Annotated in this window: 16 protein-coding genes; all 16 read left to right on the top strand. The window is 50.9% G+C overall.

From position 1 onward, the window contains the following. Window positions 1-168: 168 nt before the first annotated feature. The 16 genes from MHH82_RS30325 (at window position 169) to MHH82_RS30250 (ending at window position 15,122) form a co-directional block, all read left to right on the top strand. Window positions 169-399 (top strand): AtpZ/AtpI family protein, encoded by a 231-nt coding sequence (locus MHH82_RS30325; RefSeq protein WP_009590543.1) that lies wholly within the window; start codon window positions 169-171, stop codon window positions 397-399. After that, window positions 396-773: an ATP synthase subunit I gene (locus tag MHH82_RS30320; protein ID WP_015737749.1), complete on the top strand. Its 378-nt coding sequence runs from the start codon at window positions 396-398 to the stop codon at window positions 771-773. Before MHH82_RS30325 ends, MHH82_RS30320 begins: the two co-directional genes overlap by 4 nt. A gap of 35 nt (window positions 774-808) precedes the next feature. Beyond that, window positions 809-1,570 (top strand): F0F1 ATP synthase subunit A, encoded by a 762-nt coding sequence (gene atpB / locus MHH82_RS30315; RefSeq protein ID WP_251501320.1) that lies wholly within the window; start codon window positions 809-811, stop codon window positions 1,568-1,570. A gap of 106 nt (window positions 1,571-1,676) precedes the next feature. Beyond that, window positions 1,677-1,889 (top strand): F0F1 ATP synthase subunit C, encoded by a 213-nt coding sequence (gene atpE / locus MHH82_RS30310; protein WP_007128780.1) that lies wholly within the window; start codon window positions 1,677-1,679, stop codon window positions 1,887-1,889. Window positions 1,890-1,984: 95 nt separating this feature from the next. Then, entirely contained in the window at window positions 1,985-2,473 is a 489-nt protein-coding gene (atpF, locus tag MHH82_RS30305) for a F0F1 ATP synthase subunit B (RefSeq protein WP_009590554.1), read from the top strand. After that, complete coding sequence (locus MHH82_RS30300; RefSeq protein WP_009590556.1) at window positions 2,470-3,015, top strand: F0F1 ATP synthase subunit delta; 546 nt, start codon at window positions 2,470-2,472, stop codon at window positions 3,013-3,015. Before atpF ends, MHH82_RS30300 begins: the two co-directional genes overlap by 4 nt. Window positions 3,016-3,033: 18 nt before the next feature. Continuing rightward, a complete protein-coding gene (atpA, locus tag MHH82_RS30295) occupies window positions 3,034-4,548 on the top strand; it encodes a F0F1 ATP synthase subunit alpha (protein ID WP_015737746.1) in 1,515 nt (504 codons plus the stop codon). Window positions 4,549-4,854: 306 nt separating this feature from the next. Beyond that, on the top strand, window positions 4,855-5,715 hold the full coding sequence (atpG, locus tag MHH82_RS30290) for an ATP synthase F1 subunit gamma (protein WP_009590544.1): 861 nt from the start codon (window positions 4,855-4,857) through the stop codon (window positions 5,713-5,715). A 116-nt stretch (window positions 5,716-5,831) separates the two neighbouring features. Next, window positions 5,832-7,232 carry a F0F1 ATP synthase subunit beta gene (atpD, locus tag MHH82_RS30285; protein ID WP_009590553.1) on the top strand — a complete coding sequence of 467 codons (1,401 nt, stop codon included), beginning with the start codon at window positions 5,832-5,834 and terminating at the stop codon, window positions 7,230-7,232. Between the two features lie 99 nt (window positions 7,233-7,331). After that, window positions 7,332-7,736, top strand: coding sequence for a F0F1 ATP synthase subunit epsilon (locus tag MHH82_RS30280; RefSeq protein WP_015737745.1), 405 nt, complete (start codon window positions 7,332-7,334; stop codon window positions 7,734-7,736). 661 nt (window positions 7,737-8,397) lie between these two features. Continuing rightward, entirely contained in the window at window positions 8,398-8,652 is a 255-nt protein-coding gene (locus MHH82_RS30275) for a DUF1146 family protein (RefSeq protein ID WP_009590551.1), read from the top strand. A 501-nt stretch (window positions 8,653-9,153) separates the two neighbouring features. Further along, window positions 9,154-10,500 (top strand): UDP-N-acetylglucosamine 1-carboxyvinyltransferase, encoded by a 1,347-nt coding sequence (gene murA, locus MHH82_RS30270; protein ID WP_176502510.1) that lies wholly within the window; start codon window positions 9,154-9,156, stop codon window positions 10,498-10,500. A gap of 323 nt (window positions 10,501-10,823) precedes the next feature. Next, window positions 10,824-12,434 carry a stage II sporulation protein D gene (gene spoIID, locus MHH82_RS30265; RefSeq protein ID WP_340969235.1) on the top strand — a complete coding sequence of 537 codons (1,611 nt, stop codon included), beginning with the start codon at window positions 10,824-10,826 and terminating at the stop codon, window positions 12,432-12,434. 204 nt (window positions 12,435-12,638) lie between these two features. Continuing rightward, window positions 12,639-13,379, top strand: coding sequence for a M23 family metallopeptidase (locus MHH82_RS30260; protein WP_015737742.1), 741 nt, complete (start codon window positions 12,639-12,641; stop codon window positions 13,377-13,379). Between the two features lie 263 nt (window positions 13,380-13,642). Next, the gene (gene spoIIID, locus MHH82_RS30255; RefSeq protein ID WP_009594246.1) at window positions 13,643-13,927 is read left to right on the top strand and encodes a sporulation transcriptional regulator SpoIIID; all 285 of its coding nucleotides are present in this window, start codon (window positions 13,643-13,645) and stop codon (window positions 13,925-13,927) included. Window positions 13,928-14,123: 196 nt separating this feature from the next. Beyond that, window positions 14,124-15,122, top strand: coding sequence for a rod shape-determining protein (locus MHH82_RS30250; protein ID WP_036660372.1), 999 nt, complete (start codon window positions 14,124-14,126; stop codon window positions 15,120-15,122). Window positions 15,123-15,364: the final 242 nt, after the last annotated feature.

Below are 15,364 nucleotides of genomic sequence, written 5' to 3'. Positions count from 1 at the left end.
TATTCTGATTGGCAAGGGGACAGCATACAGTTGAACTGTACGGTTACCGCGGCGTTTTGCGCAATTCAGACTGCTCAAAACGCCGATTTTACACGGGAAATCCATCAAATCGATTCATTGACAAACTCTTGCTATATTCAGTAAAATGAGTTGGGATTAGAGGTTCATATGAAAAATCCGAAAAGTCAAGATAACCCTTGGTTGATAGCGCTATACATTAGCGGGGCGGGCGGTTTGCTTGCCGCTTACATTCTCATCGGTTTTTTTACCGGGCGATGGCTCATGAATCAATTGGACGGGCCCAGAGTGTGGCTTGCCATTGGTACGCTTTCGGGGCTCTTTGTAGGGATTTTGAATATCGCTCTTCTCATTAAAAAGTTTTTGGGGGCGCAGGCGTGAATGATTTGACTTCCATTGTGAACGCTGTATTTAGAGTATCGCTACTCTTATTGTCTGCCTTGTTTCTCGGATGGGCTCTCTATCCGGAATTCCGCCCGATAATTATGGGGTTGATCATGGGCATGGCGGCGGGCTTGTTTAATGTACGCTTCCTCTCCATGAAAGTGCAGCAGCTGGCGCAATTGGCTGTCGATCCGGAACCGAAAAAGTACAACTTCGGCTTCATTACGAGATTGTGCATCGGGCTTCTGATTGTGATCTTCGCCGTGAAACTCGAACAGGTATCCCTCGGCGGTGCAATCGCCGGTCTGTTCATACCCCAATTGTTGACCATTCCTGTCAGCATTGTGTTCAGTTTGAGAAACAATCATTGATCAGCGCTAACTTGGAAAGGGGTGAAAACAATTATATGCATGATTCACCGATTATCAAACTTGGCGGATTGAATATTGACCTATCGGCGGTCATAATGCTTCTTGTCACCTGTGTGGTGGTGTTCGTATTATGCCGGCTGGCGGTACGTAATCTATCTGTCGAAAACCCTTCCAAACTGCAAAACTTCATGGAATGGGTAGTGGAATTTGTGCAAGGCGTCGTAGCGAGTGCGATGGATCTGAAGAAAGGGAAAGCTTACATATCGTTGGGGCTTACTCTGATCCTGTTCATCTTTGTAGCCAACTTGCTGGGCTTGCCGTTCTCAATTATCACCGACTTGCCGGAGAACTTCACAGTCTTTGGACAGCCAATCCTGGCTACACTCGGACTTGAACATGGCCACTATGCTCACGTATTGTGGTGGAAGTCGCCAACAGCGGACATTTCCGTTACGGCCGGTCTTGCGATCGTTGTATTCGTGCTCATGAACTACCTGGGCCTGAAGCTGAATCGCAAGCATTACCTGAAGCATTACATCGAACCGTTCCCGATCTTCCTGCCGCTCAATATCATTGAGAACCTGGCAAAACCTATCGCTCTGGCAATCCGGCTTTACGCCAACATATTTGCCGGCGAGGTACTGATCACGGTGATTCTGAAAACCGGCTTCTACGGCATTCCGTTCATGGCCGCATGGCAAGGTTTCAGTATCTTCATTGGTGCATTGCAGGCGTTTATCTTTACGATTTTGACAATGGTATACATCTCGCAAACGACGATTCACGAAGAGCATTGATCAACTCGGACGAATCCGCCGTAACAGCGGTGTTTTTCGAAAGAGATATTTTCTATAGTTTCACCAAATTTCAATTTTGAAACAATTTTAAGGAGGATATTTAACAATGGAATTTTTGGCAGCAGCTATTGCAGTAGGTCTGGGCGCCCTTGGCGCAGGTTTGGGTAACGGTATGATCGTAAGCAGAACAGTTGAGTCTATCGCTCGTCAACCAGAAGCACGTGGTCAATTGCAAACAACGATGTTTATCGGTGTTGGTATCGTAGAGGTTATTCCTTTGGCAGCTACTGTAATCGCGTTCTTGATCATGTTCTCTTAATAACAATACAACGGTTTGGCGGGGAGGGCCGATGCCATCCGCGCCTTCGTTTTGTTAGGCACCGCACTTCGTGTTGATGGAAAGGAGTGACCTCAATGACAATTCTTTGGGAAAATATGGTAATCACTATTATCGCGTTTGTTATTCTTTACCTTTTGCTTCAAAAGTTTGCGTTCAGCAAATTGTTCGGCATCATGGAGCAGCGTCGTGAGCTGGTCATGAGCCAGATGAACGAAGCGGCACAGACCCGCCAGCAGGCGACTGCATATGTAGAAGAGCAGAAGAAGGCACTGGAGCAAGCGCGTCAAGATGCTCACGAAATCATCGAGCGTTCCAGACAAACTAGCAACAAACAAGCAGAGCAAATTATGGAACAAGCTAAGGAAGAGGCGATTCGCCTGAAATCCGAAGCTGTTCGTGATATCGAGAATGAGAAGAAGAAAGCGGTCGAAGAGCTTCGCAGCGAAATCGGCAGCGTTTCCGTGAAGATCGCGACCAAGCTGATCGAACGTGAAGTCAAGAATGACCAAGCTCAAGAAGAACTGGTGGATCAATACCTTAAAGAGGTAGGAGGCAGACCATGAGCCAAAATACGGTAGCAGCCAAGCGGTATGCGCGGGCGCTGTTCGAAGTGGCGGCTCAGCAGCAGAAGGGTCTGGAAGTGGAAGAAGAATTGCGGGCTGTCGTGCATGCCATTGAAGGCGATGCCGACATCCAGAAATTCATCGCCACGCCGAATGTTCCCCAGTCCGTGAAGATGAACGTAATCAGCAAGGCGTTGGCAGGGAAGGTATCGCAGCCTGTATTGAACACGATCGAATTGCTTCTCGACAGAGGGCGTGCAGAGATGTTCGCAGAACTGCTGAACAGCTATGTGAAGATACAAGGTGCGAGCTTGGGATTGGCAGACGCCACTGTGTACTCCACCTACCCGCTTAGCGATCAGGAAAAAGAACAGGTTGCTTCGGAATTCGGACAGTTAGCACATCAGAAGATCCGCGTGACCAATGTTGTGGACGAAAGTTTGCTCGGCGGCCTGAAAGTTGTCATTGGCGACAAGCTGTATGACGGAAGCATTGCCGGGAAGCTGGAACGTCTCGAAAAGTCTTTTAATAGACGAGCATAGTAGATAGGGGTGAAAACGTTGAGTATCAGACCTGAAGAAATCAGTACTTTAATCAAAAGTCAAATTGAAGAATATAAATCCGATATCACTGTCTCTGAAGTAGGTACGGTAATTCAAGTAAGTGACGGTATTGCTCGCGTGTACGGCCTGGAGAACGCGATGTCCGGGGAACTTTTGGAGTTCCAAAACGGCGTGTTCGGTCTGGCGCTGAACCTTGAGGAGAGCAATGTCGGTGTCGTTATCCTGGGACCTTACTCCGAAATCAAGGAAGGCGATCAGGTAAAGCGTACAGGACGTATCATGGAGGTTCCTGTAGGCGAAGCTCTGCTTGGACGCGTCGTGAATCCGCTGGGTCAGCCGCTTGACGGCAAAGGCCCGATCGAAGCGACTGCATTCCGTCCGGTTGAGAGCAGTGCACCAGGCGTTATCGACCGTAAATCCGTTCATGAGCCGATGCAAACCGGTATTAAAGCGATCGACGCGATGGTACCTATCGGCCGCGGTCAGCGCGAGCTGATCATCGGTGACCGCCAAACAGGTAAAACGACCGTAGCCATCGATACGATCCTGAACCAAAAAGGCAGCGGCGTTAAATGTATTTATGTAGCCATCGGGCAAAAGCAGTCCACTGTAGCACAGGTTGTTGAAACTCTTCGCCGTCATGGCGCGCTGGAGTACACGATCGTTGTTACGGCTTCGGCTTCCGAGCCGGCTCCGCTGCAGTACATCGCTCCATACGCAGGCTGCGCAATGGGCGAGTACTTCATGTACAAAGGCGAGCATGCACTCATCATCTATGATGACTTGTCGAAGCAAGCGGCAGCATACCGTGAATTGTCCTTGCTCCTCCGTCGTCCTCCGGGTCGGGAAGCTTATCCGGGTGACGTTTTCTACCTGCATTCCCGTTTGCTGGAGCGTGCAGCGAAGCTCAACGATGAGCTTGGTGGTGGTTCATTAACCGCACTGCCATTTATTGAAACACAGGCTTCTGACGTATCTGCTTACATTCCAACCAACGTAATTTCGATTACGGATGGACAGATCTTCCTGGAGTCCGAGCTGTTCTACTCCGGACAACGCCCAGCGATTAACGTCGGTATTTCGGTATCCCGTGTCGGCGGTTCCGCGCAGATCAAGGCGATGAAAAAGGTTGCGGGCGGCATGAAGCTGGATCTTGCGCAATACCGTGAGCTCCAGGCGTTCTCCCAGTTCGGATCCGATCTGGACAAATCAACCTTGGCTCGTTTGAACCGTGGTGCAAGATTGATGGAAATCCTGAAACAGGGCGTAAACCAGCCGTTGTCCGTTGAACAACAGGTGGTTAGCTTGTACGCAGCCGTTAAAGGATATATCGATGATATCGAGGTTGCTGACGTGCGTCGTTTCGAGAGCGAGTTCCTCGCGTTTATTGGAAGCAATAAACCGGAAATTCTTCAATCCATTACGGATACGAAGGATTTGACGTCCGACAACGAAAACGCGTTGAAAGCGGCAATCGATCAATTTAAGAAGGGCTTTGCCGCTTCGGTCTAAGCTCCTCAGGCAAGTAATAGGAGGGGAGCCGGGGTAAGCCCGGCATCCTCTTTCATCATATGGAATGTAGCTTTGGCTGTGACCAAAGTGGTTTTTACAACAGATGTGGCTTTGGTCCTAGCCAAAGCTTAGTCTACCCGTACGAAGTAATTTTGGCCCCAGCCAAAGCGCGAATTGCTTACGAAGTAACTTTGGTTTTGCCGAAGTTAGGTGATTGCTTACGAAGTTAGCTTTGGCTTCGCCAAAGCTAGGCTGATGCTTACGAAGTTAGCTTTGGCTTCGCCAAAGCTTTAAGGTGGTGAAAACATGGCAAGAGGATTACGTGATATTAAACGGCAGATCAAGAGTGTTCAGAACACAAGGCAGATCACCAAGGCGATGGAAATGGTTGCTGCTGCCAAGCTGAGAAGAGCTCAAGAGAAGGCGACCTCCGCGCTTCCATACTCCGAGAAGCTGAAAGAAGTGGTTGGCAGCATCGCTGCTGGAACCAAGGGAATCAGCCATCCGATGCTGGAGAAGCGCGAAGTGAAGAAAACCGGTTATCTGGTGATCACTTCAGACCGTGGTCTTGCGGGTGCTTCGAACTCCAATATTTTGCGTAAAGTATCGAATTTTATCGCAGAACGCCATCAGTCCAAGGACGAGTATTGCCTGTTTGTGATCGGACGTAAAGGACGGGATTATTTCCGCCGTCGTGGACTTCCGGTTGTTGAGGAGCTCACCGATTTATCCGACAGTCCGACCTATGCGGATATTAAGACCATCGCTAACGCGGCGGTTCACCAATACGAGCTGGGTCAGATTGATGAGTTATACCTGTGCTATAACCAATTCGTGAATGCCTTGACTCAGCTTCAGGAAATCTCCAAACTTCTGCCGATGGAGAACATTGGCGGCGGGGAGAACCTGACTGGTTATGAGTATGAGCCGTCTCCGGAAGGCGTGCTGGAGGTTCTGCTTCCGAAATATGCGGAAACGCTGATTTTCAGCGCAATGCTCAATGCGAAGGCAAGTGAGCTTGGAGCGAAGATGACCGCGATGGGAGCAGCAACGAAGAATGCGAGCAAGTTGATCAACGAGTTGAACCTGACTTACAACCGTGCTCGTCAGGCTGCCATCACGCAGGAAATTTCCGAGATTGTGGGCGGAGCCAACGCTCAGCAATAATGCACGTTTGAATTCTTAACTTAGTATTTAACGGATATGCGGCGATGTGATGAACAGCCGCTTTTACGATCATCGTTCACCGCCAGAGGTGAACGGGTAGGAGGGAAAACGAATCAATGAAAAAAGGACGCGTTGTCAGCATTACAGGTGCTGTAGTTGACATTGAATTTGAGCGCGGTCATCTTCCCGAGATTTTTAATGCTGTCAAGATTGAAGCTACGTTGGAAGGCGGCCGCTCGGTTGATTTGACTTTGGAAGTATCCAATCATTTGGGTGATAACCTGGTTCGTTGTATCGCGATGTCATCCACGGACGGTCTCGTTCGCGGCATCGAAGCTGTGGATTTGGGCAGACCAATCACGGTTCCTGTAGGTTCCGCTACACTCGGTCGCGTATTTAACGTATTGGGTGAGCCGATCGATAATGCAGGTGCCGTAGTGTCCGAAGTTAATAACCCGATCCACCGTGAAGCTCCTGCATACGATGAGCTCTCCACGCAAGCAGAAATGCTTGAAACGGGGATTAAAGTTATCGACTTGCTTGCTCCATACCAAAAAGGCGGTAAAATCGGTCTCTTCGGTGGTGCCGGCGTAGGTAAAACCGTTGCGATCCAGGAATTGATCAACAACATCGCTCAAGAACACGGCGGTATCTCCGTATTTGCCGGCGTAGGTGAGCGTACTCGTGAAGGTAATGACCTTTACCACGAGATGAGCGATTCCGGCGTTATCAACAAAACCGCGATGGTATTCGGACAGATGAACGAGCCTCCGGGTGCCCGTCTTCGCGTAGCGTTGACCGGATTGACGATGGCGGAATATTTCCGTGACCAAGAAGGTAAAGACGTACTTCTCTTTATCGACAACATCTTCCGCTTTACTCAAGCGGGTTCCGAAGTATCCGCCCTCCTGGGACGTATGCCTTCCGCGGTAGGTTACCAGCCAACGCTGGCATCCGAAATGGGTCGCTTGCAAGAGCGGATTACCTCCACGAAAAAAGGTTCTGTAACATCCATCCAGGCGATCTATGTACCTGCGGATGACTATACGGATCCGGCTCCTGCTACGACGTTTGCTCACTTGGATGCAACGACGAACCTGGAGCGTAAAATTTCCGAGATGGGTATCTATCCTGCGGTAGATCCGCTGGCATCCAGCTCCCGTATCTTGGCTCCGGAAATCGTTGGTGAAGAGCATTACAATGTGGCTCAAGGCGTTAAGAAAATTTTGGCTCGCTACAACGAGCTTCAAGATATCATTGCAATCCTCGGTATGGATGAGCTGAGCGAGGAAGATAAAGCGATCGTTGGACGTGCTCGTCGTGTTCAGCGTTTCCTTTCCCAGGCTTTCCACGTTGCCGAGCAGTTTAACGGCATTCCTGGTAAATATGTGCCGGTTAAAGAAACCGTACGCAGCTTTAAAGAGATCCTGGAAGGCAAGCACGACCACCTTCCGGAAGCCGCTTTCCTGTTCGTAGGTACGATTGAAGAGGCAGTTGAAAAAGCAAAAACATTGTAAGCTGACGCTCCGTGATCGGCAGACCGAAACAGTGCTCACAGTGGGACTGTGAGGTCTGCTGCGCGAGTTTTCTGCGGAAAACGGTGAGGAGGGATGGAAGTGAGCACCATTTTGTTGGAAATCGTAACGCCGGACCGCTTGGTTTACTCGGAGCAGGTGAACAGTGTTACGGTGCGTGGGGTTGAGGGAGAGCTGGGCATTTTGCCTGGTCATATTTCCTTCGTTACGCCGCTTCAAATAGCGCCAGTCTTTGTGAAGATCGGCAACGAGAGAACCCCGTTTGCGGTACAGGGCGGTTTCGTCGAAGTCCGCAAAGATAAGATTGTCATCCTGGCGGAAAGCGCAGAGAGAGCGGGAGAAATCGATCTGGAGCGTGCGGAAGCCGCGAAGGAAAGAGCAGAGACTCGCCTGCATGCGAAGGGAAGACAAGATGAAGTTGACCATCGTCGCGCGGAATTGGCTCTGCAAAGAGCGATGAACCGGATTAAAGTGACGCGGAACTAATCGTTGAACCAAGACAGCTTGGCTGCAAGATTGCAGCCAAGCTGTTTTTTTGTTTACAGCAAGCATAGGATTTCAGAGAATCTGAATCATGTTGCTGTGAAGTTCGATAAGCGGGGAAAACAAGGGCCGTTTTCTGAAAATCGCGTCAATTATAGTTAATTTTTTCATCGTTTAAAGGGTCAGAATAGTAGGATGAATTCGCTAAAGCAGCTCTCTAACAGTGTCATATGAAGCTTATGGAGCCTGCGATTCTATGAAATGTTGGATATCCCAAGTATCTAACCCTTGCTTTTATAGAGTCGCAGCACAACATATAGCGTCTAAGAGAGAAAGGTCATTCCAAGAATTAACCATGCTGGAAGCTTTACCGGCCGCTAAGTTAGGGTCCGGTAATTTTTTGTAATATAATAAGTATAAATAGGAGCATGGGGAATGAAACTATATCCATTCCTGGTGTTTCATTGGTTCATGATTGCGATAAGAACAGCATTTTGGACTTCGGCTAATGGCGTGTTCCTGATCGTTTTTGGGCAATGTCGATAAATTTTATTATTTCCGAGGAAATGTCGTATAGAAAGTGCTGGATTCTTAGCCTCCAGCCAAGTATTATAGAAGAGTCGGTCCTGAATAGGGCTGACAAATTCACGAAGGAGGAGGGAGTATGAATCAGGATTTATCCAATTCAATCGGTGCCGTCGGTGTTAGCGGATTGATATCGATTGTTGTTTCACTGGTCTGTATCGCACTGGCTTGGTGGGCATTACAACAAGTAAAGCTGGATTTGGTTGTCCGTCATCCGAAAGGGCCGCAGGGAAAGCTGCTGCATTTGCTGCTGGCGGTGGTGCTTGGACGATTCGTTGCTGAATTCCTAATTGACTATATTACATGGAGTCAAATGATCCGATATATGTTTTAAACGCGAATGACGGGCGTGGTACATAACGTGTTGGAGCAGCTTGTTTTTAAGACATGAGTTGTAGGATGGTTATGTGTTCGGCAATCTTTTTACGTGTCTGTTTTAATTGCGGTATGAATGGTTATATCTCTGTTAGGTTGCTTCAGAAGAAGATGTCGAATAAACGCATTTTATTATGTTAACACTTAAATCAAGAAACGGATCGGGCGGACGCTATGACTTCCGGACTATAATGTTCACCCGGTAATTGTTGCGCATTGACAAGTGCTGGTCGGTCATGGTACCTTTCGTAGGTCCATACTGCGGATAACAGATGCTTCATAAGGTGGCATCATGGATTGTTCGATTCCTGATGTAGACACCGTATCAGATGTCATAAATAGTTCAAAAATCGCTTGTTTAGCGGAAAACACTAATGTTAAGATGAAAGTTAGGGAATTAGCAACACCTAATTACTAACACACGCAATCAGGAAAATTATGGACGCGGAGGGAAACCATGATGAGCAAATTTATCGTCCGCGGTGGCAAAAGACTGACCGGAAGCGTCAAAGTCAGCGGAGCAAAAAATTCAGTTCTTCCGATCATCGCTGCCTCTCTACTAGGGGAAGTTGGGGAAAGTGTTATTATTGACGCGCCTCCTCTTGACGATGTAATTACAATCAGCAAAGTATTGGAGTCGCTTGGTGCGGGCATTACATATCAGGATGAAGTGATACGTGTGAATGCAGAGCACATAACGACATGTGAAGCGCCTTATGAATGGGTGCGGAAGATGCGGGCGTCTTTTCTGGTCATGGGACCTTTATTGGCACGTTGTGGACGAACCCGGATTTCGCTTCCCGGGGGATGTGCTATCGGCACAAGACCCATCGATCAGCATCTAAAAGGATTTGAAGCTCTCGGGGCGGAAATCAGCCTCGGACAAGGATATATTGAAGCTAAGAGCAATGGCAGATTGCGCGGGGCAAAGGTCTATTTGGACGTTGCCAGCGTAGGTGCTACTGAAAATATTATGATGGCTGCCACATTGGCTGAAGGGACAACGGTTATCGAAAATGCGGCGAAAGAGCCGGAAATTGTCGATTTAGCGAATTACCTGAATGCAATGGGAGCCAAAGTTCGCGGTGCGGGCACGGGCGTGATCCGCATCGAAGGCGTTGAGAAGATGCATGGCGTGAAGCATAACGTGATTCCTGACCGGATCGAAGCAGGCACCTTCATGGCTGCCGCTGCGATTACCGGCGGGGACGTATACGTGGAAGGAGCCATCGCCGATCATCTCGGCCCTGTCATCTCCAAGATGGAGGAGATGGGGATCACCGTCGAGCCGGACGAGAACGGGATTCGCGTCATCGCTGACAAGCCGTTAAAGTCGGTGGATGTGAAAACCTTGCCTTACCCTGGATTCCCAACCGACATGCAATCGCAGATGATGGCGCTCTTGCTGGTGTCGGAAGGTACAAGTGTCGTGACCGAAACCGTATTTGAAAACCGCTTTATGCACGTGGACGAATTCCAATTGATGAATGCGGAGATCAAGGTGGAGGGACGTTCTGCCATCGTGACCGGCGGCGCGAAGCTGAAAGGAGCCAAAGTAACGGCAACGGATCTGCGTGCAGGGGCCGCCTTGATTTTAGCCGGTCTTGTTTCTGAGGGGACTACCGAAGTTGGCGGCGTTCAGCATATTGATCGCGGTTATGTTCATTTGGCGGAGAAGCTGTCCGGACTTGGCGCGGATATCTGGCGTATTTCGACGGAGGAACCGAGCACGGAGAAGGTTTCGAAGAAAGCGGCAACTGAAGCAGAGGACGCCAAACATTTTAAAGTGCAGCCAACCTGGGTATAACCTGGAGGCTGGATCTGTTCATTAAGGTTAGACCGCATTAAGTCATAGAAGGGGCTTTGCCGATGGAGGCAAGGCCTCTTCTTTTTTGGGTATGCCATCATCATGGCAGCTATCCCTCCTTCTCTTATGTTGGGATTCCGGATCAATAGGAGACTTTTTGCTAGCTTGCTTGCAGTCAGCCTCAGCGTTTCTTCATCCATATGAATTTTCCCGTTCTCTTAGAATAGTTCTATCAAATACCCGTATCTCATAAGTATAAGTAGAGCGTGATGGAGCATGAACGAGAGCCTATACCAGGGGAAAAGGCACAGGAGGGAAACGCAATGAAAGATTCGAAGGTTCGTGTGAATGTGAGCACCGCAGGGAACAAACGAGCGGTCGATTCAAAAGACGTTCGGAAAGAAGGAAGTGCTGAGCCTTATCAGGTGCCGTCCGAAGGATCGGCGGCTCCCGTGTTGAAGTGGAAATTTCCTGAGGGGCTTGAGACGAAGGGCGGGCTGACTGAAGAACAAAGCCGTCGTTCGATACCGGATACAGAGGATATGCAGGAAGGGCCGCGCGGGCACCGCGGCCCGAGGAGCAGGCCGGACGCCTTCGGCGAGTCCGGCCATGGCCCGCGGGCGGCACATACGCAGCCGCCCGAACGCCCTGCCGGCGCGCCTGCGCATGGCGCCGGGCCAGCCCCCGGCGGGCCGGCGGCCATGCCGCAGGGCCCGCATTCCGCGGCCGAGCCGCAGCGCTTCGCGCAAGCGGCACCGGGCCGCGTGCCGCGCGGCGGCCGCACGTTCCGTGTGCGGCCTGCGCGCTGGGGGCGCCGCGGCTTTGCCGCGCGGCGCCCGGCCGCCGGGAAGCGGCGGGTGCGGGTGCACCCCGCCGTCTGGGCGGTGGCCGGGCTGCTGGCCTTGGCGCTGGCGCTGCCTCTGCTGGTGGTTGCCCCCGGCAACAACGCACCAGAGCCGCTGCCGCCCGGGCCAGCCCCCCTGCCTTCCGCCGAGCCGCAGGCGGCGGAAGAGCCCACGGTATCCGTCTATGTAACCAAGACGGATACCGTGGAGGAGCTGCCGCTGGAACAATACCTCGTCGGCGTCCTGGCCGCCGAGATGCCGGCGGAGTTCCAGCTGGAGGCGCTCAAGGCCCAGGCCATCGCGGCACGAACCTATATCGTGCAGCGGCTGGCGTCCGGCGACCGCAGCGGCGTGCCGGACGGCAAGGCCCTGGTGACCGACACGGTCAGTCACCAGGCCTATATCGCCCAAGACGAGCTAACGAAGGAATGGCGTCGGCTGGGGAAGGAAGCCGAGCTGGCGAAACTGCGGCAGGCCGTTAAGGAAACGGCGGGTGTGGTGATGACGTATGAAGGTAAGCCGATTACGGCTTCTTTTTTCTCCACCAGCAACGGGTATACCGAAAATTCAGAGGATTATTGGAAGAACGAGATTCCCTACCTGCGCAGCGTGGAGAGTCCATGGGATAAACAGATTTCGCCCAAATACAAGACAACGGTCACGATGCCAAGGTCGGAGTTTATCGGGAAGCTTGGACTGGCGGATGGAGCCGTACCGGTATCGGCAGGCGGGGAAGGGGGTTCTTCTTTTTTGAAAGTGCTCTCGTATACGCAAGGCCATCGCATTGAGAGTGTGCGGGTCGGCGGCAAAAAGTTCACCGGTCGCGAGGTGAGAGAGAAGCTGGGGCTCCGGTCCAGCCAATTCACCCTTCATATGAAAGACGGAGAGATTGAGATTACGACCTACGGCAACGGCCACGGAGTCGGCATGAGCCAGTACGGAGCAGAGGGCATGGCCCGCGAGGGATATGAAGCGAAAGCGATTCTGGAGCACTATTATACGAATATTTCTTTTGACAAAACTTCAAATCTTCTCTCTTTAAATACAAGTTCAAAAAATCGGTTTTTCAACACCGAGAAGGTTGAATAAAGCTAGGGACTGAGAAGCGGAGCGTACGTTTTGGGTACGTGAGCATTGGAAGGACCGGCTGAATTCAAGATTCGATGCCGAGTTGCCCCTTGATTCACTCCGTGATCAAAAGACGACTTTTGGAACAACCTCTCAAAAAAATAATAGTGAGATAACGTATAAAAGAGTTGGCCCCGGTAACAATGGTTACTGAGGTGATTGCAAATGAATGAACAGAACAAAAATAGTAAACCCCACGAAGAAACTCCTAAAACTGTGCAAGGAGATTCGGCGGTAACGTCATCTTCGTGGAAGAAAGCATTATCCAAACGGTGGGTGTTCCCGGCAGCATACTTAGCAGCAGCGGCAATTATACTAACCCTCGTGTGGGTCTACCAGGACGCCAGCCAAAAGACGCTGAACCCACAAGAGGAAGCAACAACCGTATCGGAATCGGTTCAAGGCTCGGAGAAGCCTGCTGCAACCGAAGGTAATGACGGAGAGGCTGTAGAAGTGACGGCTAATGCGCAAGCGATGATCTGGCCGGTAGCGGACGACGTGGCGGTGAGCATCGTCAAACCTTACTTTGACGAGACGAATCCGGAGACCCATCAAGAGGCGATGGTGCAATATAACGACACCTTCACGCCGAATCTGGGAATCGACTTGGCTGCCGCCGATGACACGATGTTCGAAGTCAGAGCCGCGCTTACGGGTAAAGTGACCCGGGTCGAGAATCATCCGGTCAACGGCAACGTCGTGGAGATTACCTCCGGCGATACGAAAACCGTGTACCAAAGCTTGAACGAAGTGAAAGTGAAGGAAGGCGCAGAAGTGAAGCAGGGCGATTCCATCGCGACGGCCGGACGCAGCGAGCTTGAGAAGGATCTCGGCAACCACGTGCACTTTGAAGTGTATGAGGGCGGGAAACTGGTCAACCCTGTGAGCGTGCTTCCGCAAAAATAATTTCATTTCTTCGTCATATGCGCCCACCGCGCACTTGAAGAGGGCAGGATCTTGGGATCCTGTCTTTTTTTTTGCTGCGGGTTCGGATGGCAAGTCCAACCCTTGCAGCGCCTTATTTTATGGAGTTTCTCTGCTTGTCCGCGACCGGCATGTCCAGAAAATAAATGGGTCCAAGTAAGCTTGTCAGCACTTGAAACCGCGAATATCCCGTCAGGCCCCTCATATAATGTACCAAACTATCCACACAGTAGGGAGGCGGGAGCGTGCACGATTACATCAAAGAGCGGACCATTAAGATCGGACGCTGTATCGTGGAAACGAGGCATACGGTTCGAACTATAGCCAAAGAATTTGGCGTGTCGAAGAGCACGGTGCATAAGGACTTAACCGAACGTCTGCCGGAGATCAACCCGGACCTGGCGGATCAGGTAAAGCACATTCTCGAATACCACAAATCCATCCGCCATCTGAGAGGCGGAGAAGCTACCAAGATCAAGTACAAAAAAACCGGCAGCAACCGTGAACCGGTGGCCACGGCAAAATCCTGATTTTTTAGGGCTTTGGTCGCTAGATTGGCGTTGAATCCCTCCCCTAAAGTATGATATGTTAAAAGCTGGTATAGGATCGAAATATGGGACCTGTTTTGCCGAAGATCATCATCGATTGCTAGATTATGTCGAAGGGTGGTACGGTACAGCGAACAGACTCTTTTACCATAAAATAACACTTTGGGGGCTTTTCATGATGTTGAGCAAGGATATTGGAATCGATCTCGGAACGGCGAACGTGCTCATTCACGTAAAGGGGAAGGGGGTAGTGTTAGACGAACCTTCCGTTGTCACTATTGAGACCGACACCAAACGAGTCCTTGCCGTCGGTGAGGAAGCACGGCGCATGGTCGGGCGTACTCCCGGCAACATTACGGCGATCCGCCCGCTGAGGGACGGGGTCATCGCCGACTTCGAAATTACGGAAGCGATGCTGAAGTACTTTATTGATCGCGTGGGCGCGCGCAGTTGGCACAGCCGGCCCCGAATCCTGATCTGTGCACCGACGAACATTACTTCGGTGGAGCAGAAAGCGATCCGGGAAGCGGCTGAGCGCAGCGGCGCAAGGGATGTGTTCCTGGAAGAAGAACCGAAGGCGGCGGCAATTGGCGCAGGAATGGATATTTTCCAACCGAGCGGTAACATGGTTGTGGACATCGGGGGCGGCACCACGGATGTGGCCGTCCTGTCCATGGGCGATGTGGTCACCGCTTCTTCGATTAAAATGGCAGGGGACAAGTTCGACGAGGCGATCACGAAGTACGTGAAGCATAAATATAAATTGCTGATCGGGGAACGGACGGCAGAAGATTTGAAGATGGCGATCGGAACGGTTCGTCCGGGCGGCAGACAAGCTGAGATGGATATTCGCGGACGCGATATGGTATCGGGATTGCCGTTTACCGTCACGGTGTCGTCAGAGGAAGTGCAGGAAGCCCTGTGGGATCCCGTGTCATCGATCGTGCTCGCAGCCAAATCCGTATTGGAGCGTACTCCGCCTGAGCTGTCGGCGGACATCATCGATCGCGGCGTTATTCTAACGGGCGGCGGCGCGCTGCTTCATGGATTGGACGAGCTGTTGACGGACGAGCTTCGGGTGCCGGTGCTTGTCGCTGAAGATCCGATGCACTGTGTGGTTAAGGGAACGGGAATTATGCTCGATAATTTGGACAAGGTCGTTAAGAAAAAGTTCTAACCTTCCGATATAGATGATAGGAACGTGATTTTTGATTATAAATCTGTATCCATACGATGCAGCTACATAAGTCTGCAGTATACAATGGTCAAGCGCAGCAGCAGCGAAGAGGACGGAATTGTATTGGAAAAACGGAGTGGTCGCCTTTGATTTCGGATTTCGACATGTGAGAAGTTCTAACGAGAAATCCGAAAACAACAGCGATTGGAAATACAATCCGTCAACGAAGCGGCCATTCAAGG

It is taken from the genome of Bacillus sp. FSL K6-6540, from assembly GCF_038007545.1.
This window is presented reverse-complemented; position numbering and strand designations above follow the sequence as displayed.

Excerpts from the sequence above, each read along its gene's own strand:
- MHH82_RS30325 (WP_009590543.1), top strand. The coding sequence starts at position 169 with ATGAAAAATCCGAAAAGTCAAGATAACCCTTGGTTGATAGCGCTATAC.
- atpB (WP_251501320.1), top strand. The coding sequence starts at position 809 with ATGCATGATTCACCGATTATCAAACTTGGCGGATTGAATATTGACCTA.
- atpE (WP_007128780.1), top strand. The coding sequence starts at position 1,677 with ATGGAATTTTTGGCAGCAGCTATTGCAGTAGGTCTGGGCGCCCTTGGC.
- atpF (WP_009590554.1), top strand. The coding sequence starts at position 1,985 with ATGACAATTCTTTGGGAAAATATGGTAATCACTATTATCGCGTTTGTT.
- MHH82_RS30300 (WP_009590556.1), top strand. The coding sequence starts at position 2,470 with ATGAGCCAAAATACGGTAGCAGCCAAGCGGTATGCGCGGGCGCTGTTC.
- atpG (WP_009590544.1), top strand. The coding sequence starts at position 4,855 with ATGGCAAGAGGATTACGTGATATTAAACGGCAGATCAAGAGTGTTCAG.
- atpD (WP_009590553.1), top strand. The coding sequence starts at position 5,832 with ATGAAAAAAGGACGCGTTGTCAGCATTACAGGTGCTGTAGTTGACATT.
- MHH82_RS30275 (WP_009590551.1), top strand. The coding sequence starts at position 8,398 with ATGAATCAGGATTTATCCAATTCAATCGGTGCCGTCGGTGTTAGCGGA.
- murA (WP_176502510.1), top strand. The coding sequence starts at position 9,154 with ATGAGCAAATTTATCGTCCGCGGTGGCAAAAGACTGACCGGAAGCGTC.
- spoIID (WP_340969235.1), top strand. The coding sequence starts at position 10,824 with ATGAAAGATTCGAAGGTTCGTGTGAATGTGAGCACCGCAGGGAACAAA.
- MHH82_RS30260 (WP_015737742.1), top strand. The coding sequence starts at position 12,639 with ATGAATGAACAGAACAAAAATAGTAAACCCCACGAAGAAACTCCTAAA.
- MHH82_RS30250 (WP_036660372.1), top strand. The coding sequence starts at position 14,124 with ATGTTGAGCAAGGATATTGGAATCGATCTCGGAACGGCGAACGTGCTC.